Consider the following 20724-nt stretch of genomic DNA (forward strand, 5'->3'; position numbering starts at 1 on the left):
CGTGAGAGGGGAGGAGGAATTATCTGAAGCGCAGATTTTCGCGTGAGAGCTGGTCGATCGATCTGCACCCCATCAGCTTCATTCCTCGCTCGATCTCGGCCCGCATCAGGCCGAGGGCGCGTTCAACGCCGGCCTGGCCGGCCGCGGCGAGAGGATAAAGATAGAAGCGTCCAACGCCAACAGCCTTGGCTCCTAGCGACAGCGCTTTCAGGACGTGGGTTCCGCGCTGGATCCCGCCGTCCATGATCACGTCGATCTGGTCGCCCACGGCATCCACGATTTCAGCCAATTGATCGAACGCCGCGCGCGAACCGTCGAGCTGCCGACCGCCGTGGTTGGACAGCACGATTCCGGTGCAGCCGATCTCAACGGCGCGTTTCGCGTCGGCCACCGACATGATGCCCTTCAGGCAGAATTGCCCGTTCCATAGCTGCACCATTTCAGCCACGTCGTCCCAATTCATCGAAGGGTCGAGCATTTCGGTGAAATAGCGGCCGATCGACATGGCGCCGCCGCTCATGTCAACGTGCTGGTCCAGCTGGGGCAGTTTGAAACTCTCATGGGCGAGGTAGCTGATGCCCCACATCGGTTTGACCGCAAACTGGGCCATACCGGCAAGCGTCAGCCTGAACGGAATTGAGAAGCCTGTACGCAGATCGCGTTCGCGGTTGCCGCCGGTGATGCTGTCCACGGTCAGCATCATGACGTTGACGCCGGCTTCCTTCGCCCGCTGCATCATGGCGCGGTTGAGCCCGCGATCCCGGTGAAAATAGAACTGATAGACTTGCGGCGTATCGTACGCCCTGCGCAATTCCTCGAGGCTTACGGTGCCGAGCGAGGATACGCCGAACATGGTGCCGTATTTCGCGGCCGCGGCGGCCACCGCGCGTTCGCCGGTATGGTGGAACAGGCGCTGCAGCGCGGTCGGGGAACAGTAAAACGGCATGGCCAGTTTCTGGCCCATGACGGTCACCGACATGTCGATGGTTTCCACGCCGCGCAGGACGTTGGGCACCAGATCGCAACGCTCGAAGCTTGCGGTATTCTGGCGAAGCGTTGCCTCGTCATCGGCGGCGCCGTCGATGTAGTTGAAGATTGGGCCGGGCAACCGTCGTTGCGCCAGCTTGCGGAAATCATGGAAGTTGTAGCAGTCGCTCAAACGCATGTTGTCCCCCGGCGCCGGTTCAATCCATGGCTCCCCCTTGGCTGAACCTTGGGCTGAATCCTACTTGCAAGCCGGTGTTTGAACCATGCGCATTGCAAACTGCGGACAGAAAAAAGGCCCCGGCAAAACCGGGGCCTTTGATGTCTCGGGAACCGAAAATCGATCAGCGCGAATAGAATTCGACGATCAGATGCGGCTCCATCTGCACTGCGAACGGCACGTCCGACAGGGCGGGGATGCGGGTGAACTTCGCGGTCATCTTGCCGTGATCGGCTTCGATGAAATCCGGCACGTCGCGCTCGCCGAGCTGGCTTGCTTCCAGAACGGGAGTGAGCTGCTTGGAGGATTCCTTGATCTCGACGAGGTCGCCGGGCTTGAGTTTGTAGCTCGAAATATTGACACGGCGGCCGTTCACCTTGATGTGGCCGTGGTTGATGAACTGGCGGGCGGCGAACATCGTCGCGACGAACTTGGCGCGATAGACCACCGTGTCGAGACGGCGCTCGAGCAGGCCGATCAGGTTTTCACCGGTGTCGCCCTTCATCCGGCCGGCCTCGACGTAGATGCCGTGGAACTGGCGCTCGGAAATGTTGGCGTAGTAGCCCTTGAGCTTCTGCTTGGCGCGGAGCTGCACGCCGAAGTCGGACAGCTTGCCCTTGCGGCGCTGGCCGTGCTGGCCGGGGCCGTATTCACGGCGATTCACGGGGCTCTTCGGGCGGCCCCAGATATTCTGGCCCATACGCCGATCGATCTTGTATTTCGCCTCACTGCGCTTTGTCATCGCGTCCTCTGCATTAGGTTTGAGTATTGAGGAAACGCGCCCTCCTGTGCACCGGCAGGGCCGGGGCCGACAGGTCCGCCTCGAAAGCTCGGGGAAGACCACGGGTCGCGAAACGCATCGCGGGCCGAAACCGGCCCGCGAGCAAGCGGGTTCTTAAGGAGAAACCGCCGTTCTGTCAACGAAATGGATGTCATTCCGGGGCGCCTTGCAGAGGCGAACCACAGATGCGCACTTGCGCATCGGGGAATCTCGAGATTCTCAGGGGCGCGAGGGCGCCCCATAGTTCGATGCTGCGCATCGCCCCGGAATGACCGCCAGGAGGCGGTCAGGTCGCGACCGCCCGGACCGGTTTGGGGTCGCTTTGCTGCCGATTGGAGCGCAATTCGGCGGCAATTTCACCGTTCAGCACCTGTTCCAGCCGGTTCAGCGCCTTGGCCATCGGAGCGGCGTCGGTAACCCGGTGATCCCAGCGCAGCACGACATCGATGGTCTGATCGGGCTTTTCCACCCCATAGCTCAGGACAAACGGTCCGGGGCTGATGGCGTGGAGCTGGCCGGCGCCATAGGCGGCCACCGAGGTCACGCCAAAACTGCCGAAATAATTGGCCCGCTGGCGGCCGAAATTGAGCCCGATCGCCCAAAACAGCCGCCGCAGCGGCAGCGGCAGCCGGGTGGTTCGCAAAATCTTCCGGAACGCCGGCACCTCATCGATCGGCGCCTCCTTGGCGTGCCGGATCAGGGCATCGACCTCGGCAAGCGGCATTTCATCCGGCGCGGTGACCTTTTGCGGCAGCACGCAATCCTGGCCGTCCTCGATCCGGGCGATCGCCACCATCGCGACGCTGCGCGGCAGTTCGTAAAAGGCAGGCATCGGCCATTTGACGTAGAGCGTGCGCAGCACCGGCTCTTCCTTCGCCACCAGCGCGAAGGCCTTGACGAAGATCGCGGCCCAGCCTGGCCGTTGGGCGGCCTGCGCACGCGCTTCCTGCAAGGTGCGGATATGAAGCGGACGTGTGAGCGAAACAAAAGGCACACGGATCGACGCGTGCATGAGGTCGGCGACCAGGCGGCGCGGTAGTGTGATTTTTCGAACCGTTCCGCGCATCGCTCCGCTCAGGGTTTCCGCAATAGATCAATCAGAAAACCGGCAGGCCGCCCAGGCTGCCTGCCAGCACCTCATCTAGCACGAACAAGGCGTTTTGACGCCAGAAGGTTCGTATCCGGATTCGCCCGGATGGCCGGCGGCCGGGCCTCCGAGGGCGATGTAAACCCCAAGGACTTTGAAGGGTTTGCCGCCGTCTCGGCACCTATCGCTTGATCCCGTCAAAGCTCGCCGCGATGCCGCGCTGGAACAGCGACCAGTCGAAGCCCAGCGCCAGCGCGACATAGCCGCGTTCGATCATCCGGTTGGCCTGCTCGGCCGTGCGGGCGACGCCGCCGATCGGCACGCCGCTCCTCAGGATGCCGGCCTCGGCGCGCGCCATCAGCGCCAGCACCTCGGGATCGTCGGGCAGGCCGCGCTTGTCGATCGACGTGGCGAGGTCGCCGGGCCCGATCACCGCGAGGTCGATGCCTGGTGTCGCCATGATCTCGTCGATGCGCTCGACCGCCTCGACATGCTCGATGGTGATCATGCAGATCATGTCGTCATCAGCGGTCGCCATATAATCCGCCATCGATACACCCCAGCGGAACGGCGCGTGGAACGGGCCCCACAGCCGGTCGCCCTTTGGCGGGTAGCGCACGCTGCGCACGGCCTTTTCGGCATCCGCGCGGCTGCAGATCATCGGAAAATTGATGCCGAGCGCGCCGAGGTCCATCGGCGCTTTCGCAAGCCAGGGCTCGTTGGCGGCGATCCGTACCATCGGCACGCAGGGCGTGCCTGAGGTGGCCGTGACCATCGCATGTGCCGAACCGAGATCGATCGGCCCATGCTCGAGATCGACGATGATCCAGTCGATCCCGGAGCGCGCCATGATCTGCACCGTCTGGATCGAGGGAATGGTCGCGATCGCGCCGAAGGTCGGGCGTCCCTCCCGCCATAGCTGGCGCAGGCGGTTGAGCGGCGCAGGTTTTGCGGAGGTCAAGGCGGAAACTCCTTAAATCAAACGGCCGATTCAAAAATGGGTGGCTGGTATCATAAGGATAAATCCGTGGCCTATCGAGCCACATTGTTTTTAACGCATCGCATTTGGCTCGCCATGATTCCGGCGCAAGCGGCAAGCAACGCAACGCGAGGATTTGGTGCAAAGGATGCTTTCATGACGATCAATCGACGTACATTCCTGGCCGCGGCATCTGGCTTCGTGCTCTCGCCGGCGCTCGCGGAGGAGGCGCCGCCGGTGCTTGCAGCGTATGAGCGCGAAACCGCTGGACGGATCGGCCTTTACGCCGAAAATCTCGCAAGCGGCGCGAAGATCGTCTGGCGCGCCGAGGAGCGCTTCGTCATGTGCAGCACGTTCAAGGCCTCGCTGGCCGCCTTCGTGCTGGCACGGGTCGACCGCGGTGAGGAGCGCCTTGAAGACATGGTCGGGTATGCCGCGGCGGACCTTCTCGACTATGCGCCGGTCGCCAAAGCGAACCTTGCTGCGGGCGCCATGTCGGTCTCGGACATGTGCAAGGCCATCGTCGAACTCAGCGACAATACCTGCGCCAATCTGTTGCTGGCGCGGTCCGGCGGCCCGGCCGCGCTGACCGCGTTCTGGCGCGCGACTGGAGATACGGTTTCGCGCCTCGACCATAACGAGCCGGAGTTGAACCGCTCGCCGCCCGGCGATCCCAACGACACCACCACGCCCGCCGCCATGGCCGGAAATCTGCGCCGCTTCGTGCTGGGGGAGGCGCTGTCGCAGGGCTCACGCGAACATCTCACGGAGTGGCTCGTGGGCTGCAAGACCGGCAACAACCGCCTGCGCGGTGGTCTGCCGAAGGACTGGAAGATCGGCGACAAGACCGGCAACAACGGCAAGGACGCCTCCGGCGATATCGCGATCGCCTGGCCAAAGGTGGGCGGGCCGGTGCTGATTTGCGCCTATACGCAGGGAGGCTCGCCCACGCCGCCGCAATTCGAAGCGATCTTTGCGGAAATCGGACGGATGGCAGGCGGGCAATTGGGCTAGTGCCCACGGGTACGCGAGCAGTCCGCCGTTGCTCTCGCCTGCGCAACCCATGATCGAGGGAATTCGGGACTCGACGCATGCCGAGTGCTAGTGTCACCACGCGAGAGGCAGAGGCGGCGCTGTGTCCACCGCGCCGTCATCAAACAAAAAATTAGCCTCGGGAGAGGAGCGCTGGCGATGCCCGGGGCTTCTCGCGCAACAGGGAGGCTTCCATGAATCGAAAGGCTGCCGGAATGGTCGTCACGTTGAGCGCTGCCGTTGCTATGTTGGCCGGGGACGCAAACGCACAGAATTCACCATCGAGTGCGGCTCTCGACACACGCCTGCGCGGCGCGGTCGAGAGCAAGGACGTCCCGGGCGTGGTCGCGCTGATCACCGATCGCGAGCGGGTGCTGTATCGGAGCGCATTTGGCGTAGCCGATGTCGCGACCGGGCGGCCGCTCACATCAGACGCGCTGTTTCGCATCGCCTCGATGACCAAGCCGGTCACTTCCGTCGCATTGATGCAGCTCGTGGAGCAGGGCCGCCTCGGTCTCGATGACCCGGCCGAAAAATACCTGCCGGAGCTTGCGGGACTGAAAGTCTTTGAATCGTTCGACGCCGCCAGCGGAACCTACCAGCTCCGTCCGGCGTCAAGGCCGCCGACCGTCAGACACTTCCTGACGCACACGTCCGGATTGGCATATCCGTTCACCAGCACGATCTGGCGCGATTTCAAGCCGCGCGCCGGCGAAACCTATCCGTTCGGCGGACCGCTGCTGTTCGATCCGGGCGAGCGCTGGCACTACAGCACCAGCACCGATGTCGTCGGCAGACTGGTCGAGGCGGTGTCCGGCCAAAAGCTCGAGGATTATTTCCGCCAGCACATCTTTGCCCCGCTCAAGATGGATGACACGTCCTACAACGTGCCGGAGGCAAAGGGGGCACGCCTCGTTGCTCAACAGCAGCGCGCCGGCCAGCGCATGGACGGCGCTATAGAATTGCAAAAGCCGCAGCTCGGGCTCACCATCGCGGCGCCGATCGGTGGCGGCGGCCTCGCATCGACCGCTGATGACTACGGGCGCTTCGTGCGGATGCTGCTCAACGGCGGTGCGCTTGACGGGACGCGTGTGCTCAAGGCCGAGACGGTGGCGCTGATGGGCCAGAACCACATCGGCGTGGTCTCGGTCCCCGCACTCAAAAGCGCGCTGCCGCGGAGCGCCGATTTCACCTTCATCGCTGACGGCCGCGACAAGTGGGGGCTGGGCTTCCTCATCACGGCCGATCAGGTACAAGGCAAGCGCTCCCCCGGCAGCCTGAGCTGGGGCGGCATCAACAACACGTTCTTCTGGATCGATCCGGCGCGCGGCATCGCCGGCGTGATCATGATGCAGTACCTGCCATTCGCCGACGCCAAGGCGCTGGCCACCTACGACGCGTTCGAGCGCGGCGCCTATCAGCTTGTCACCGCTGAGCGGTAGAAAGCTTGCAATGCCGGGTCGGCTTTATGCCGACCTCGGCCCTTCGAGCAGCCGAGCTCGGACATTGGGTATCGCGGCCCGGGTTGCTTTTGTCCCTGGGCGCAAGCGCGCTCGGCGGCTTTACACCGGGACGCGCCTGCCGAAAAACCGCATCAAAGCAGTTCGAAGCGGTCTTCGCGGAGATCGGACGGATGGCAGGCCGGCAATTGGGCTAGGCGTGCACCCACATCAGCGCTTGGCTGGCCCTAAACAGAGGGGGTTTGCGACATCATTGACCGCACATCGGCGTTTCGTCCCGGTATAATCCCTGCACAATAAACCTAGGGGAGGAGACGAAGATGAGGATAATACTGGTCGCTGCCGCACTTGCCGCCCTTACCGTCGGCGCATCTGCCCAGGACAAGCGCCCCGATTACGGCACCGCAGTCAATGCCGCGGGCGCGAAGAAGATCGCAGCCGGCGTCGTCGCCGAATGCCAGAAGAACGGATGGAATGTGGCGGTCGCCGTGGTCGATAATCACGGATTCCTGGTGTATTTCGAACGCATGGACAACACGCAGACGGGCAGCATGGACATCGCCATCGGCAAGGCGAAGTCCGCGGCGACCTATCGGCGCCCGACGCGCGTTTTCATGGAGGCGATCAACAAAGGCGGGCCGGCCACGGCCACACTTCCCGGTGTCTTCGCCTCGCCGGGCGGATTGCCGATCATGATCGACGGCAAAGTCACTGGCGGAGTGGGAGTGAGCGGCGTCACCGGCGACCAGGACGAGCAATGCGCCAAGGCCGGCCTCGGAACTACCTAGGAAATTGCATCCTGCCTACAGGCGTCGGCACGGTTCTGCTGCAGCCGAGCCGCGCCTTCGTCCGCGCATCACGATTTTGAGCGCATCGTCGGGCAGCGGCCGCTGCAGCGCCTCGGCCTCATTCCACGGGCACGCATCCAAACATTTCGCTCCTCATGTCGGTCACCAGTACGACTGGCATCGCTTTGGGATGGGTCGGTCCGACGACGGAGTTCGGAGACGTGGTAAGAAGCCATAGATGTTGTGCGGGCCGCTGGACCAGGCGAATCTTAGAACAAGCAGGATTAGGCGGGGCCGTCAGCCTCCGTGGGAGCCAAGCCCCCTAGGGCAGCTCGCTGCGATCGTAGGGGACTCCGCTGCCAACATTTTTCACGTGAGCAGTTCGTGGGGCGAATGTGCTATGGAATGGTGCTGACCGTTATTGTCGTGACTGGTCGCGTGTTCCTCCATAGCGGCTGCGCCCATCTCAAGGATTGCCGCCAGCTCGGCGCCGCGAAGAACGGGCGTACCGTTAAGCTCTTCTAGCTCAACGGCCGCGGTGGGGGTGGAAGGGGGAGCCTGATTTTTGAAGTGGAATGTCGATTCGTGGCTAGCGCCGCTGGTCCCGAACGCGGGTTCGGCCGGCTGGGGGGTGGCCGTTGATGCCTTTGCAGAGGCCGAGTGTGACGGGTGCGACGAGTTACCATGGCCGCCACTATTGCCCGGTGCGACGCCAGGTTCGACCGGCTCAGCCGCTTCCATAGTGCTTGCGGAGGCCGAGTGTGAAGAGTGCGCGTTGTTGTGGCCGACGCCGTTGCCCGATGTGACGCCCGATTCGGTTAATTCGCCGGCCGCCGATGCCTTTGCAGAGGCCGAGTGTGACGGGTGCGGCGGGTTGCCATGGCCGCCACTATTACCCGGTGCGGTGCCAGGTTCGATTGGCTCGGCCGCTTCCATAGTGCTTGCGGAGGCCGAGTGTGAAGAGTGCGCGTTGTTGTGGCCGACGCCGTGGCCCGATGTGACGCCCGGCTCGGTTAGTTCGCCGGCCGCCGATGCCTTTGCAGAGGCCGAGTGTGACGGGTGCGGCGGGTTGCCATGGCCGCCACCACTATTACCCGGTGCGACGTCAGGTTCGACCGGCTCGGCCGCTTCCACAGCGCTTGCGGATGCCGGGTGTGAAGAGTGCGCGTTGTTGTGGCCGACGCCGTTGCCCGATGTGACGCCCGGTTCGGTTAATTCGCCGGCCGCCGATGCCTTTGCAGAGGCCGAGTGTGAAGGGTGCGGCGGGTTGCCATGGCCGCCACCATCACCCGGTGCGACGCCAGGTTCGACCGGGTCGGCCGCTTCCATAATGCTTGCGGATGCCGGGTGTGAAGAGTGCGCGTTGTTGTGGCCGACGCCGTTGCCCGATGTGACGCCCGGTTCGGTTAATTCGCCGGCCGCCAATGCCTGTGCAGAGGCCGAGTGTGAAGGGTGCCGCGGGTTGCCATGGCCGCCACTATTGCCCGGTGCGACGCTAGGTTCGACCGGGTCAGCGACTGCGACCGGGGCGGCGCTTTGTATCCCAAACTCGAGAATTTCAAACCCGGCGGTTGCGGGTGCCTTGCCATTCCCGGTTTCCTTAGCCCCGGTGTTCGCGTGGACCGGCTCCTTCTTGAAAGTGAGATTGTCCTCGGTCAGGACCGTCGCTTGGCTATGAGCAAGCTCGACTAATGATACGGGCACCGGCACAGTAACCGCACCATTGTCGTCGTTCTGCTCAGTTGCATAAGTTGGATCGTCGCCGAAATTGATGAGCCTACTCGAAACGTTGGAACCGACCCGGTCTCGCCCGAAATGGAACCTCAAACCGTCGTCAGCAGGCATGGTCCAGATACCATCCGTTTCGACCGCGCTCTCGCTCGCATCCGCTTCAATGGCGGTATCCGCCGTGACAACGGTCCCATCGCTCGCAGCCGCCGCCAGCAGCGCAGGGTCGATTCCTTCCAAAGCCGCCGCGACAGCCGCCGCTTCCTGCTCGTAGACGAAATCCGACTCGGCAACGGACACAACTCCCTGCAAATGGATTTCGAGCAGGCCCGGATCGCCGATATCAAGGCTGCGATCCGTCGGATTCACATAGACAATCGTTTCATTGCTCGCGGGATTGTAGATCCAGGCGAGGGTATGCGGCGGCACGGACTTGCTTGCTGACGTCAAGTGCAGGAACGCCAGCGCGCCGAAAGCCCCCAGGTTGATCTTGTCCTCCCCCGATGTGAAATCGATGATGGTGTCGAACTGGGTAGCGTTGGAATCGATCGCCGAAAAATAGACAAAGATGTCATCATCCTTGCTGCCCGTCAGCTGGTCACCGTCATCTCCGCCGACGATGGTATCGTTACCGTTGTTGCCGTTGACGGTGTCGCTGCCGGATCCTCCATAGATCGTGTCGTCTCCACCAATATCCCTAATCGTATCGTTCCCCGCGGCTCCGTAGATAACATCCACTAAGCCGGTGCCATTGAGGGTGTCGTCACCGGCGACGCCATGGATTATTTGGCCCGCGTTACCTTCTCCTGTGACGCTGTCGTCTCCAAACGCGAGCGGCAGACTGGAGTCGTGGACAACTGGCCCCGAAGCCAGGTTGTCGACATCGTTGGGGTCTACATGGCCGGCGCCATGAATGGTGATCGTCGCCACTTGTGTGGTGCCATCCATGGTGGCGACCGTGGATGTGTCGATCAGCGTTTCGCCGGGGTCGAGCACCTGCGCTGCGGCATGGGAGTTTTCGAGTGTGTAGATCCCCACGCCGGCGGCCGTCATGCTGAAGGCGCCATAGCCTCCACGGCTCGTTATCGGGTTCGAGGCAAACGCCAGCGGCGGGAACTGCTGCTGCGTCGTGGAGCTGCCGGTCGGGTTAATCGCTTGCAGCAGCGGCGAAATGAAAAGATAGGGCGTGCCGGATCCAATCGGGCCGTAGCCTCTCCCGAAGTTGGAGAGGGCGGCCTGCTCAGCCGCGTGCAGCTCTTCCATTCTCGCCGCCGAGTGCGCGATTTGGTTCACCTTAATTGGGGAGTCTCTCTGGGTGAGCACGACCGTCTCGCCGGGATCCGCAACGATGACGTGCCGGAGGATCGCTTTCTTCCAGAGCTCAAATACGGAGTGCTCAAGATCCTTGTCGGCAGTGCTGTCGTCATCCAGGAAGGTGTTGTTCGCGTCTGACGCCTTGATGTCGCTCAAAATTGCGAACGCCAAGGCGAGCGAGAGCGTCCCGAAGCCGGTGGATCGTTGCAACAGCGCGATCGTGGCGAGCACGGTCCTATTACTGATTTCAAGCTTATGAAATATGTTGTAGAGGTGTACTTTGACTGTGCCTGGGGAAAGGTTCAGCTGGCGCGCAATCTCCTTGTTCGACAAACCTTCGGCCACCAGTCGTATGATTTCGCGCTCGCGATGCGTGAGCACCCTCAGCTTTTTTTCGATTTTGGCGCCGTCTACTTCCTTCCCGTTTGGCGCGAGCTCTGGGGACGGTGTCGGTCGCGCACTGGTGCGCTCCGTCATCAGCCTCAGGGAACGCAGAATGGTGTCGGGGTTTGCGTAGCTCGAAATTGCACTGCAAGCGCCGGCCGCGATTGCCGCGGTGAGATCGTCGTCTCCTTCGGATTCGGCAAAGAACACCAGCCGAGTGGGAAGATTCTCGGCTTTCGCAATGGCGAGGATCTCGGATACCGTCAGGTCAGGCAACGTGTCAGCAACGAGCGCAACGTCGGGTGCCAAATTCCGAATCGCATCGAGGCAGCTTGTTCCGCGGCTACACGACGCAACAATCTCGAAGTCGTCCTGAGCTGCGAATATCGACCTCAATCCCTGCAGAACGATTGGTTGTCGATCTGCGATCACCAGCCGGATGCAGCGCGTGAATGTTTCTTGGTCCAGGGACACATCTAACATAGGCTTGACCTCGCCTGCCCAGCGCGGCGCCTTAATCCTCTTGCTACCCCAACGCCAAGTCTAAATTGTCTGGCGCCGGCAGCCCGGGCTACCCGCCGCAATCCAATTAAATATGGTGCGTTCAGAATGAACCTTTTTTGTATCCCACCGCAAGCCCCAGTTCTAGCTTGATTAGACTAGACGCTGATTGTGCATGTCGCAGTTGAACCAACCAACTTGGCCATAGTGCTGGTGTTGAACATTTCTCCCTTTGCCGTATCTTACGTTTATGGATGGCGAGCGAGAAGAATTGGCAATCCATGAAAAGTTGGCGCGCTGTAGACAGCTTGCCAAAGAGTACGTTAGTGAACCAACGGCAACTCACCTTCGTGAATTAGAGGCAGAGTTACTGGCTCAGCTTCGCCGATTGGAGGAGGATTAAGGCCGCCCACGTTTCGGCCTCTTCTTCACGGCGCCGCCCCGGACAACTGTCAGTCGACATCGATAGCAGTAGGGCGGGTTTCCGACCAAGTTCATCAAGTTGGTCCGTGCTCACATAAGCAAGTGGCTATCATCGCTGGGGGGCCTGCACCCTGCTACGAAACTGAGAGCTGTGGCCGGCCGAGGGACAAAGCCTAGACCCGACGGCGACCGTTCGTAGGCTGCAGCTTATCGAAGCCCGCTCACGCTGGCCACCCAAGCCGCGGCCTCCTGGTGGTGCTCAAACACCGGGGCTGGCAGACCTGCCTCTGGGCTGGGGTGTCTGGGAAGAAGGAGCGGAGGCGGCCGTAGTACGCCGGCGTGAGAGTTCGTTCCTAAATTGTCCGCGTAGCTCTACGAAGACCCCAGGTTTCGGCAGATGTTCTCACCGGTCGGCGCTGGCGAGCCGACGTTCTGCTCCCTGCTCATCCGGCCGCACGTCGGCGCCGCGATGGCCGCAAACCAAGCAGACGAATAGGGCCTCCAGATCGGACAGCCGCAGGCTCGCGGGCCAACAGTCAGCGTCTATCTCAACCGAATGCGAGCACTTGTAATCGCCGCAGAACACATGCAGTCGGCGAGTGCCGGACTGCCGCATTTGCCCAAGGGTGATCGTCTGCTCGAGTAGCATGCGCGAAATTCTGCCAAGAGTCGCAGCCAGCCTGAATATGGCATCCGGCATAGATTGCCTGGGTGGCACGGTCCGGCGGGGCTCATCCGGAAAGGTGGCCCGGTGTCGCCTACCAGAGGGTCTTACAGTTTCGTGTGGAGGAACTTTTGATATGCCGCGACAATAATCGAGACCGTCGCCGGTGCTTTCTCTGCTTCAGCGGTGCCTTCTCGACTCTTCTTTTTGAATACACGCCCACAGGCGCCTTTATGCCAGGACGCGGCCGCCGAAAAACGGCATCAGTGCCTGGCTCAGGCTGTGTGGCCGCTGGGAGGTGAAGATCATCTCGGCCCCGGCCTGATCGCTTTTCCGGCTTGGAGATACGAGCAGGTCGGACACGCGCCGGGCGATGGCGGGTGCCGGATCGATCCAGTCGACCGGCCACGGCGCGAGCCTTGTCAGGCGGTCGAGCAGCAGCGGATAGTGGGTGCAGGCCAGCACGACGGTGTCGGTACGATCATCGCCATTTCCGACAAAGCAGGGGGCAAGCTCGGCTGCGATATCCTCGTCGCGGACGTCGTTGCCGCTGAGGGCGGATTCGGCGAGCGAGGCGAGTTCCGCCGATCCCACCAGCGTCACTTCGCAGCCTTGCGCGAAATCATCGATCAGGCGCCGGGTGTATTCGCGCTTGACGGTGCCCTTGGTGCCGAGCACCGACACGCGTTTGGTCTTTGAGTTGGCGCAGGCCGGCTTGATCGCGGGCACGGTGCCGACGAACGGCGCGCTGTAGGCGCTGCGCAGGTGCGACATCACAAGCGTGGAAGCGGTGTTGCAGGCAATCACGACCAAAGCGGGGGCGTGGCGTGCGATCAACTCGCCGATCAGCGGCACCACGCGGGCGATGATCTCTTCCTCGCCGTGATGGCCGTAGGGAAAGAACGCATCGTCGGCGACATAGACGTAGTGCGCATCGGGCCGGGCGCGGACGATCTCGCGCAGGACCGTGAGGCCGCCAAGGCCGGAGTCGAAGACGAGGATGGTGGGCGGGGCTGACACGCTGCGACCTTAGCCGATCTGCGGTTACCGTTGGGTTGCTTTAAGGGGTGCCGGCGGGGTCACGGAGTCGACGGCGATTGGGACAATTTGGAATGATCTAAATCGGTTTGGCAAGGCCGGAAGACTGCTGGGGCGGGGGCGGTACCCTGCGGTCGATGAGAGATGGGTGTCCAGAGACGACGGACGGCCACTTCATCCGCTGTCCCTTGCAACGCCCGCCGCCGATCCATCAGATGGACTGAGGAAGGCGCGCGATGACCTTGATTTCAAAATCGAAGCCAGCCAGCCAGTTCACGCCCACCGCAGTCCAATTCGGATAAGGCGGCTCACCGATCTCCTTCAGGCGAATTGCGTTGACCGCCTCCCACTGCGCGGCCGGATTGGTATGGAACGTGGTCACGTCAACGACATCGTCAAACGTGCAACCGGCAGACTTCAGCACGGCCGAGAGATTGTCGAAGGCAAGCTGGACCTGCTTTTCGAATACCGGCTCGGGCGACCCGTCATCGCGGCTGCCGACCTGGCCCGAGACGAACAGAAGGTCGCCCGAGCGGATCGCTGCCGAATAACGGTTGATCTCGTAGAGCGCCTGCCGGCCGGCAGGGAAGATTGCATCGCGTTTGGCCATGACGTCACTCCTGTTCAAAGGCAAGCCAGACCTCCACGGGTCCGGCTGTTTGCATCCTACTCGAGCGATAAATTGACATACGCTCCGTATGTTTCTATAGGTTACATACGCGGCGTATGTCAACTAGCATACGGAGCGTATGTAACTTGCGGAGATAGGGTGGCCGCCAAGCGACGCGCACAGATGGTGGAGGAAACCCGGGCCAAGCTCACCCAGGCCGCCCGTAAGGCTTTCGCGACCAAAGGCTATGCGGCGGCGTCGATGGACGATTTAACCGCCGAGGCCGGCCTGACGCGCGGCGCGCTCTATCACAATTTCGGCGACAAGAAGGGTCTGCTGCAGGCCGTGATCGAGCAGATCGACGCGGAAATGGTGGCGCGAATGCGCGCTGTACAAGATCAGGCGGAGACCCGGTGGCTCGGCTTTCTCGCCGAGGGCGTCGCCTATATCGAGATGGCGCTGGAGCCGGAGATCCAGCGCATCATGCTGCTAGACGGGCCGGCCGTGCTCGGCGATCCATCGCTATGGCCCAACCAGACTGCGTGTCTTCGCTCGACGACGCAGACGATCCAGGCGCTTATCGACGAAGGAACGGTGAGGCCGATGGATGCGGAAGCTGCCGCGCGGCTCATCAATGGAGCGGCGCTCAACGCCTCGCTCTGGATTGCCGCAGCCGACGATCCGCGCGCCGTCTTTGCAAAGGCTGTCGAGGCTTTCCGATATCTCGTGGTCGGTTTGCTGCAGACCGAGAGATGACCGTCAAGCGTTCGGACGGCGTGCGTTGTCAGCTCTCGCCGAACACGCGCTTGAAAATCGTGTCGACGTGCTTGAAGTGATAGCCGAGGTCGAACTGCTCTTCGATCTCGGCATCGCTCAGATGCTTCTTCACGTCAGGATCTTTCTTGAGCAGCGTCTGGAAGTCGCCTTCGCCGCGCCAGACCGGCATGGCGTTGCGCTGGACGTATTTGTAGGCGTTCTCGCGGCTGGCGCCCTTTTGCGTCAGCGCGATCAGGAGCCGCTGCGAATGCACGAGCCCGCCGAGACGGTCGAGGTTCTTCTGCATGTTGGCGGGATAGATCAAAAGCTTTTCGATCAGGCCGGCGAGGCGCATCAGTGCAAAATCGAGCGTCACGGTGGCGTCCGGCCCGATCATGCGTTCGGCCGAGGAGTGCGAGATATCGCGCTCGTGCCAGAGGGCGACGTTTTCCATCGCCGGCATCGCATAGGCGCGCACCATGCGGGAGAGCCCGGTGAGGTTTTCCGACAGCACCGGGTTGCGCTTGTGCGGCATCGCCGACGAACCCTTCTGGCCCTCGGAGAAGAACTCCTCGGCTTCCAGCACCTCGGTGCGCTGCAGATGGCGGATTTCGATCGAGAGCCGCTCGACCGAGGAGGCGATCACGCCGAGCGTCGCAAAATACATCGCGTGGCGGTCGCGCGGGATCACCTGGGTCGAGATCGGCTCGGGCACCAGCCCCATCGCTTTCGCAACATGTTCTTCGACGCGCGGATCGATCTGCGCAAAAGTGCCGACGGCGCCTGAAATTGCGCAGGTGGCGACCTCCTTGCGGGCGGCTACCAGGCGCTCGCGGGCGCGGGAAAATTCCGCGTAGGCATAGGCGAGCTTGAGCCCGAACGTCACCGGCTCGGCGTGGATGCCGTGGGAGCGTCCGATGGTCGGCGTCATCTTGTGCTCGAAGGCGCGCTTTTTCAGCGCCGCCAGAACCTTGTCGATATCCGATATCAACAGGTCCGCGGCGCGGGTGAGCTGCACGTTGAGGCAGGTGTCGAGCACGTCGGAAGAGGTCATGCCCTGGTGGACGAAGCGGGCCTCGGGGCCGACGATTTCGGCCAGATGGGTCAGGAAGGCGATGACGTCGTGCTTGGTCTCGCGCTCGATCTCGTCGATCCGCGCCACGTCGAAGGTGGCATCTTTGGCCTTAGCCCAGATCGTCTTGGCTGCTTCCTTGGGGATTGTGCCGAGTTCCGCCAGCGCATCAGCCGCATGCGCCTCGATCTCGAACCAGATCTTGAAGCGGGTCTGGGGCTCCCAGATGGAGGCCATTTCCGGGCGGGTATAGCGGGGGATCATCAAGGACTCCAGGCAGTGGGCGGGGTCGCAAGGCGGATCCCGGCCGAATTGTTTTTACGCCGCGCTTTAGCAGATCGGGTGCCGGGAAACCACCCGTGTAGGCCTGGCCCGGGGAAAACTGTCGGCTCCGACCCGCCGGCAGGCCGCTGCTAAAGGCTGGCCAGCCCGCACTCGACGGCCAGGCGGACGAGTTGCGCGTCGGTTCGCATGCCCGTCTTGGTCTTGATCAGATAGTGATAGTTTTGAACGGTCTTGATGCTGAGATTGAGGTTGGAGGCGATCTGCTCCGCCGTCGCGCCGCCAGCCAATTGCCTGAGGATCTCGATCTCCCTTTCCCCCAACTGGTCGAGCGCCGATCTTGACGGGGAGAGGCTTTCCATCGCCAGCACGTGCGCGATGTCGTCGCTCATCGCGTGTTCGCCGCGCGCCACGGCACGGATCGCCTTGATGAGCGCGGCCGGTTCGCTGCTCTTGGTCACATAGCCGCTGGCCCCGGCGCTGAAAGCGGCCTTCACCAGCGCGGCTTCGCTATGCATGCTGAAGACCAGGATGCGTGAGCCGGAGTGCCTCAACCGGATGTTCCGGATGGCCTCGAGGCCGCTGGCCCCGGGCATCGATATGTCCATGACCACGATGTCGGGGGCATGGGTCTTGAACGCGCGGTAAGCGTTGACGGCGTTGTCGGCCTCGGCGACCACGCGGAAGTCGCTTTGGTGCTCCAAAACGCGCCGGTAGCCCTGCCGGACGACAGGATGGTCGTCGACCAGCAGGATCGAAATGCCCTTGGCCTGTCTGGTTGAATCAGGATCGATCATGCTCTGGCGTCAAGCGGCGAGCGGTATCGTGGCGGCCACGCTTACGCCACGCCGCGCGCGCGCGATCGAAAGCGAGCCGCCAAGCGCTGTCACTCTCTCACGGATTCCGGTCAGGCCGAAGCCTGTGGACTGTGCCACCTTGGCCGCATCCCCGCCGCCGTCGTCCTCGACGCGGATCAGCAGCGCATTTTCCGTCCCTGTCCGCCGCTCGATCCGGAGCACGATTTCGCGCGCGGCGCTGTGGCGCAACGAGTTAGTCAGGCATTCCTGGGCGACGCGGTAGGCGGTCGCGGCAACGGTGCCGCGCACGTCGGCGAGGTCGCCCTGCAGGTCGAGCTGGATCATCGGCTGCGTCGCATTCTGTGACCGCCAGCTGTCGACTAGGCTGACGAGGCAGGCTTCCAGTCCGAGTTCCTCGGCGGGTGGATGGCGCAAACGATTCAGGGTATCCCGCAGGCAGGCCATAATGCGGTGGGTCGCTTGCGAGATCATCCGCGCATCCTGCGCGACATCGCTCCTGACATCGCTCGCGACATTGCTCTTGGCCTGTTCCCGCGCGCCGGTCGCTTCGATGATGCTGGCGAAGGCGAGAATGGCAGAAAGGTTCTGGCCGAACTCATCGTGCAATTCGCGGGCAAGCGCCCGCCGCTCGTCGTTGCGGATTTCAAGCAGGCGCCGGGTCAGGACGGCGCGTTCCTCCGTGGCCTGCGCGAGGCGCTCGCCGAGATCGCCGACGGCTTGCCCGATCATGGCGAGTTCCATCGACCGGAAACGCGGCAGCGATGTCCGGTATTGTCCGTGCGCCATGCGTTGCAATGCCGCGACAATCTGCTGCGCCGGCGCCAGCGTATGCGCGATGGCGAGCGATGCGAAGAAGGCGATAGCCAGGGCCATCAGCAGCGCGACATGGATGTTGTCCACGATGTGTTGCCAGGCCAGCGATATCGCGGCGTCCGGATCGGGGATGGCCGAGACGGTGCCTGCGGTGACGTTGCGCGTGCTGATTGACCGGGCCACCGCCGCGTGGGTGCCAAACAATTTCTGCACGGCCGCGGCGAACCAGAGTGGCGGCGGCTGGCCGATCCCCTTGCTCTGGCCGCAGAGCGGATTCTCGAACGCGCCCACCGGCTCGAACCGGACGCAAATTCCGGGCGAAATCAGCTTCATCGTCTCGATGGTGCGCCAATCGGACACCGGCATGAGATGTTCGCGCGTTCGGTTGCTGCGCAACAGCAGCTCGCGCCAGTAGAGCGCTTCCAGCGCCTGCGAGACCCGTTCTGCGGATGCGGCCGTGGCTCGATCGACGCTGCGATAGGCGTCGATGGTGGCCCAGATGGTCGCAGCCCCCAGACACAAGGCGACGACGACGAGCAGGCGGGCGACGAGTTGAAGCACGAGGCGCATGCGATCACTCCACGGCTTGTCGATGACGGTAACAGCACCGCTATTTCGTTCCAATTGCAAGCCGGTGGCGACGCAGAGATTGGGAAATTTTCCCGGCGACCCGCGGGCATATGTCTTTGGACCGCGCCGGCCGCCTCTGATCTAACGAGGGGCGAGGGGGCCTTTTGGCGGGTGGGCTTCGGCGCAGCAGCCCTCCAGGGAGCTAACGCAGCATGAGTGCCATTGGTGCCGAGACCGCATTATCAGGCACGGCCACGCCGGAACGCGGCGTCCTGCTGCTCTGGATGATCTTTACCGGGCTTTCGGTCTTTGCCGTCTTCCTGCTGTGGCGGTACGGGTTGATCCATCTCATGGTCGCCTCCGACCGCACCTATATTTCGAGCCTGATCGCCGTTCTCTACCTCATCACCTGCGGCCATTGCTTCTGGCGAACGCGCGCGATCGCGCGGGAAGGCGAGGTCGCAAGAGGCTGTCGCGCCGTGCTGTCGATGCCTGATGGCGCGAAGGCGCTCGGCGCCGATGCGCGCGGCCTGCCGGGCGGGTTGGTCAGCGATCACATCCGCAGCCTGGTGACGAAGGCCAGGGCGCAAGCCGCCGGCCGCATCGACCAGACGCTGCTGCTGCGCTCGCTCGCCGACCGGTTGCGCGGCTCCAACGGGTTTGGCGCATTCGTTTCCGACACGCTGATGAAGCTCGGGCTGCTCGGCACGATCGTCGGCTTCATCATCATGCTGGCGCCGATCGCCACCCTCGATGCGGCCGACAAGGCCGCGATGAAAACATCAATGGGCCTGATGAGCGACGGCATGGCGGTGGCCATGTACACGACGCTGGCAGGCCTGATCGGCTCCATCCTGGTCCGCATCCAATATTACATGCTCGATGCCGCGACCCAGCGGGTGTTTTCCGATGCCGTCATGCTGACCGAGACCCACGTCACCCCGGTATTGGAAAGCCGCCTTGGAACGCCGCCATGATGGATGACTTCGGTCTCTATCCGCGCGAGGAGCCGTTCGACCCGCTCGGCGTGATGCTGTTCAAGGCGCTGCAGGTGATCGCGTTCCTGTTCTTCCTGGCTTTGCTTGCGATCTCGCCCGACGCGAAGGACGGCAAGATCGATTCCAAGGCCGAATTTCTCATCACGATGGACTGGCCGGACAATCATCCTGATGACTTCGATCTGTTCGTGCAGGACCCCGCCGGCAACATCGCCTGGTATCGCCGTCGCGAAGCCGGCTTCCTGACCCTCGACCGCGATGATCGCGGCGGCGCCAACGATTTCATCGTCGTCGCCGGCAAGAAGATCCTGTCGCCGATCCGGGAGGAGATCGTCACGGTGCGCGGCATCGTCCCCGGCGAATACACCGTCAACGTCTCGCACTTTCAGGCCATCACCGGGCAGCCTGTTTCGGTGAGCGTGAAGGTCCAGAAACTCAATCCAACCGCGCAGGTGATCTTCGACAACAAGCTGACGCTCGACCATACCGGCGATGAGAAGACGGCGGTGCGCTTCTGGCTCGACGCCGCAGGCAAGGTGGTCGACGTCCAGCAGCGGCAGAAGTCGCTGATGGAGACGTTCCGCAACGTTCGCTCCAACGGCGCGGATCTCGATCCGAAAACCGGCGTGAGGATGCCGCGCCGTGAATAGCCTTCAATCCGTCATCCTCACGCTCTCTCTCAGCTACGCGCTGATCGGCGCGCTATTGCTGATTGTCCTCGTCTATGCGCGCGTGCCCTGGTCGGCCAAGGCGGTCGCCGTGGTGGTGACGAGCGCGTTCTACATTGCGAGCTTTGTCGGGGTGCGCGGACTGCTGGGCTGGGCCAGCGTAGACAGGCTTCCTGTCGCCTTCAAATTGCTGCAGGCCCGGATCGTTGAGCCGCACTCGCTGGAAGGCGATCCGGGCTCGATCTATCTGTGGGTCGAGACGCTCGACGAGGGCAATCGGCCGAGCGGCGTCCCCAGGGCGTACCGCATTCCCTATAGCGACAGGCTTGCGGAAAAGACCGACAAGGCGGCGGGCGAGATCGCCGCCGGGCGTGCCCAAGGCGGTCGCGCCGCCGATTTTGGCGATGGCGGCGGCGGGCTGCTCCAAGCCGCCCGTGAGTACATCACGCCCGGCATGATCCTGGACACGTCGGGCGGCGATCCCTCGACGGGAGGGGGATTGCTTGCGACGCCCCGCGATGGCGACGAGGTGTCGTTTACACCGCTGCTTCCGCCGCGGATGCCGCCGAAGGACGAGCCATAGGCATCCGGCGATGGCCCCGACAATCACGGATTATTGACTGACAGATATTGAAATCTGTCAGCGAGATATGCTATATCCATTGCCGACGCCAAAATCAGGCGTCACCCGGCTCGATGGTTTGAGCCCGGGTACTTGTAAAGGACTACGTTATGACGACCCATCTCATTCAAC

General features: G+C 62.8%; 17 protein-coding genes and 1 pseudogene. 7 read left to right on the forward strand and 11 right to left on the reverse strand.

What is annotated here, in order from left to right; all coding sequences use genetic code 11:
- Positions 1-19: 19 nt before the first annotated feature.
- The 4 genes from V1286_RS09325 to V1286_RS09340 form a co-directional block, all read right to left on the reverse strand.
- Positions 20-1165: an alpha-hydroxy acid oxidase gene (locus V1286_RS09325; RefSeq protein ID WP_334479088.1), complete on the reverse strand. Its 1146-nt coding sequence runs from the start codon at positions 1163-1165 to the stop codon at positions 20-22.
- 163 nt (positions 1166-1328) lie between these two features.
- Positions 1329-1946 carry a 30S ribosomal protein S4 gene (gene rpsD, locus V1286_RS09330; protein ID WP_108516453.1) on the reverse strand — a complete coding sequence of 206 codons (618 nt, stop codon included), beginning with the start codon at positions 1944-1946 and terminating at the stop codon, positions 1329-1331.
- Between the two features lie 325 nt (positions 1947-2271).
- A complete protein-coding gene (locus V1286_RS09335) occupies positions 2272-3051 on the reverse strand; it encodes an acyltransferase (RefSeq protein ID WP_334479090.1) in 780 nt (259 codons plus the stop codon).
- A 202-nt stretch (positions 3052-3253) separates the two neighbouring features.
- A complete protein-coding gene (locus V1286_RS09340; RefSeq protein ID WP_334479092.1) occupies positions 3254-4033 on the reverse strand; it encodes an HpcH/HpaI aldolase family protein in 780 nt (259 codons plus the stop codon).
- Between the two features lie 174 nt (positions 4034-4207).
- On the opposite strand from V1286_RS09340, the gene bla reads away from it, so the two are divergent.
- From bla to V1286_RS09355, 3 genes are all read left to right on the forward strand, one after another.
- Positions 4208-5065, forward strand: coding sequence for a class A beta-lactamase (bla, locus tag V1286_RS09345; RefSeq protein WP_334479094.1), 858 nt, complete (start codon positions 4208-4210; stop codon positions 5063-5065).
- A gap of 212 nt (positions 5066-5277) precedes the next feature.
- Positions 5278-6525, forward strand: coding sequence for a serine hydrolase domain-containing protein (locus tag V1286_RS09350; RefSeq protein WP_334479096.1), 1248 nt, complete (start codon positions 5278-5280; stop codon positions 6523-6525).
- 338 nt (positions 6526-6863) lie between these two features.
- Positions 6864-7331: a GlcG/HbpS family heme-binding protein gene (locus V1286_RS09355; protein ID WP_334479098.1), complete on the forward strand. Its 468-nt coding sequence runs from the start codon at positions 6864-6866 to the stop codon at positions 7329-7331.
- Between the two features lie 15 nt (positions 7332-7346).
- Here V1286_RS09355 and V1286_RS38865 read toward each other — a convergent pair.
- The 4 genes and pseudogenes from V1286_RS38865 to V1286_RS09370 all read right to left on the reverse strand — a co-directional run.
- Positions 7347-7583: pseudogene (locus V1286_RS38865) on the reverse strand (SOS response-associated peptidase); the annotation flags it as partial.
- A gap of 117 nt (positions 7584-7700) precedes the next feature.
- Positions 7701-11240: a LuxR C-terminal-related transcriptional regulator gene (locus V1286_RS09360; protein ID WP_334479100.1), complete on the reverse strand. Its 3540-nt coding sequence runs from the start codon at positions 11238-11240 to the stop codon at positions 7701-7703.
- A gap of 1336 nt (positions 11241-12576) precedes the next feature.
- Positions 12577-13365 carry a glutamate racemase gene (gene murI, locus V1286_RS09365; protein WP_334479102.1) on the reverse strand — a complete coding sequence of 263 codons (789 nt, stop codon included), beginning with the start codon at positions 13363-13365 and terminating at the stop codon, positions 12577-12579.
- A 229-nt stretch (positions 13366-13594) separates the two neighbouring features.
- Positions 13595-13993: a RidA family protein gene (locus tag V1286_RS09370; protein WP_334479104.1), complete on the reverse strand. Its 399-nt coding sequence runs from the start codon at positions 13991-13993 to the stop codon at positions 13595-13597.
- 159 nt (positions 13994-14152) lie between these two features.
- Between V1286_RS09370 and V1286_RS09375 the strand changes: the two genes are divergently transcribed.
- Positions 14153-14749, forward strand: coding sequence for a TetR/AcrR family transcriptional regulator (locus V1286_RS09375; RefSeq protein ID WP_334479105.1), 597 nt, complete (start codon positions 14153-14155; stop codon positions 14747-14749).
- A 28-nt stretch (positions 14750-14777) separates the two neighbouring features.
- Here V1286_RS09375 and purB read toward each other — a convergent pair whose 3' ends face one another.
- From purB to V1286_RS09390, 3 genes are all read right to left on the reverse strand, one after another.
- A complete protein-coding gene (purB, locus tag V1286_RS09380; RefSeq protein ID WP_334479106.1) occupies positions 14778-16085 on the reverse strand; it encodes an adenylosuccinate lyase in 1308 nt (435 codons plus the stop codon).
- A gap of 149 nt (positions 16086-16234) precedes the next feature.
- Positions 16235-16900 carry a response regulator transcription factor gene (locus V1286_RS09385; RefSeq protein ID WP_334479107.1) on the reverse strand — a complete coding sequence of 222 codons (666 nt, stop codon included), beginning with the start codon at positions 16898-16900 and terminating at the stop codon, positions 16235-16237.
- Between the two features lie 9 nt (positions 16901-16909).
- Positions 16910-18304 carry a sensor histidine kinase gene (locus tag V1286_RS09390; protein WP_334479108.1) on the reverse strand — a complete coding sequence of 465 codons (1395 nt, stop codon included), beginning with the start codon at positions 18302-18304 and terminating at the stop codon, positions 16910-16912.
- 212 nt (positions 18305-18516) lie between these two features.
- Here V1286_RS09390 and V1286_RS09395 point away from each other — a divergent pair, with 212 nt between their 5' ends.
- The 3 genes from V1286_RS09395 to V1286_RS09405 are packed head-to-tail and all read left to right on the forward strand — an operon-like array spanning position 18517 to position 20553.
- Complete coding sequence (locus tag V1286_RS09395) at positions 18517-19281, forward strand: MotA/TolQ/ExbB proton channel family protein (RefSeq protein WP_334479110.1); 765 nt, start codon at positions 18517-18519, stop codon at positions 19279-19281.
- Positions 19278-19952, forward strand: coding sequence for a hypothetical protein (locus V1286_RS09400; protein ID WP_334479112.1), 675 nt, complete (start codon positions 19278-19280; stop codon positions 19950-19952). The genes V1286_RS09395 and V1286_RS09400 overlap by 4 nt, the downstream gene beginning before the upstream one ends.
- Positions 19945-20553, forward strand: a complete 609-nt coding sequence (locus V1286_RS09405) for a hypothetical protein (protein ID WP_334479114.1) — start codon at positions 19945-19947, stop codon at positions 20551-20553. Before V1286_RS09400 ends, V1286_RS09405 begins: the two co-directional genes overlap by 8 nt.
- Positions 20554-20724 lie beyond the last annotated feature (171 nt).

This window comes from Bradyrhizobium algeriense, assembly GCF_036924595.1.
Classification (GTDB): Bacteria; Pseudomonadota; Alphaproteobacteria; order Rhizobiales; family Xanthobacteraceae; genus Bradyrhizobium; species Bradyrhizobium algeriense.

What these genes read in the sequence shown, in the direction of transcription:
- V1286_RS09400 (WP_334479112.1), top strand. Translation starts at nt 19,278, where the DNA reads ATGATGGATGACTTCGGTCTCTATCCGCGCGAGGAGCCGTTCGACCCG.
- V1286_RS09395 (WP_334479110.1), top strand. Translation starts at nt 18,517, where the DNA reads ATGAGTGCCATTGGTGCCGAGACCGCATTATCAGGCACGGCCACGCCG.
- purB (WP_334479106.1), bottom strand. Translation starts at nt 16,085, where the DNA reads ATGATCCCCCGCTATACCCGCCCGGAAATGGCCTCCATCTGGGAGCCC.
- V1286_RS09350 (WP_334479096.1), top strand. Translation starts at nt 5,278, where the DNA reads ATGAATCGAAAGGCTGCCGGAATGGTCGTCACGTTGAGCGCTGCCGTT.
- V1286_RS09335 (WP_334479090.1), bottom strand. Translation starts at nt 3,051, where the DNA reads ATGCGCGGAACGGTTCGAAAAATCACACTACCGCGCCGCCTGGTCGCC.
- V1286_RS09385 (WP_334479107.1), bottom strand. Translation starts at nt 16,900, where the DNA reads ATGATCGATCCTGATTCAACCAGACAGGCCAAGGGCATTTCGATCCTG.
- V1286_RS09370 (WP_334479104.1), bottom strand. Translation starts at nt 13,993, where the DNA reads ATGGCCAAACGCGATGCAATCTTCCCTGCCGGCCGGCAGGCGCTCTAC.
- bla (WP_334479094.1), top strand. Translation starts at nt 4,208, where the DNA reads ATGACGATCAATCGACGTACATTCCTGGCCGCGGCATCTGGCTTCGTG.
- V1286_RS09355 (WP_334479098.1), top strand. Translation starts at nt 6,864, where the DNA reads ATGAGGATAATACTGGTCGCTGCCGCACTTGCCGCCCTTACCGTCGGC.
- V1286_RS09325 (WP_334479088.1), bottom strand. Translation starts at nt 1,165, where the DNA reads ATGCGTTTGAGCGACTGCTACAACTTCCATGATTTCCGCAAGCTGGCG.
- V1286_RS09360 (WP_334479100.1), bottom strand. Translation starts at nt 11,240, where the DNA reads ATGTTAGATGTGTCCCTGGACCAAGAAACATTCACGCGCTGCATCCGG.
- V1286_RS09390 (WP_334479108.1), bottom strand. Translation starts at nt 18,304, where the DNA reads ATGCGCCTCGTGCTTCAACTCGTCGCCCGCCTGCTCGTCGTCGTCGCC.
- rpsD (WP_108516453.1), bottom strand. Translation starts at nt 1,946, where the DNA reads ATGACAAAGCGCAGTGAGGCGAAATACAAGATCGATCGGCGTATGGGC.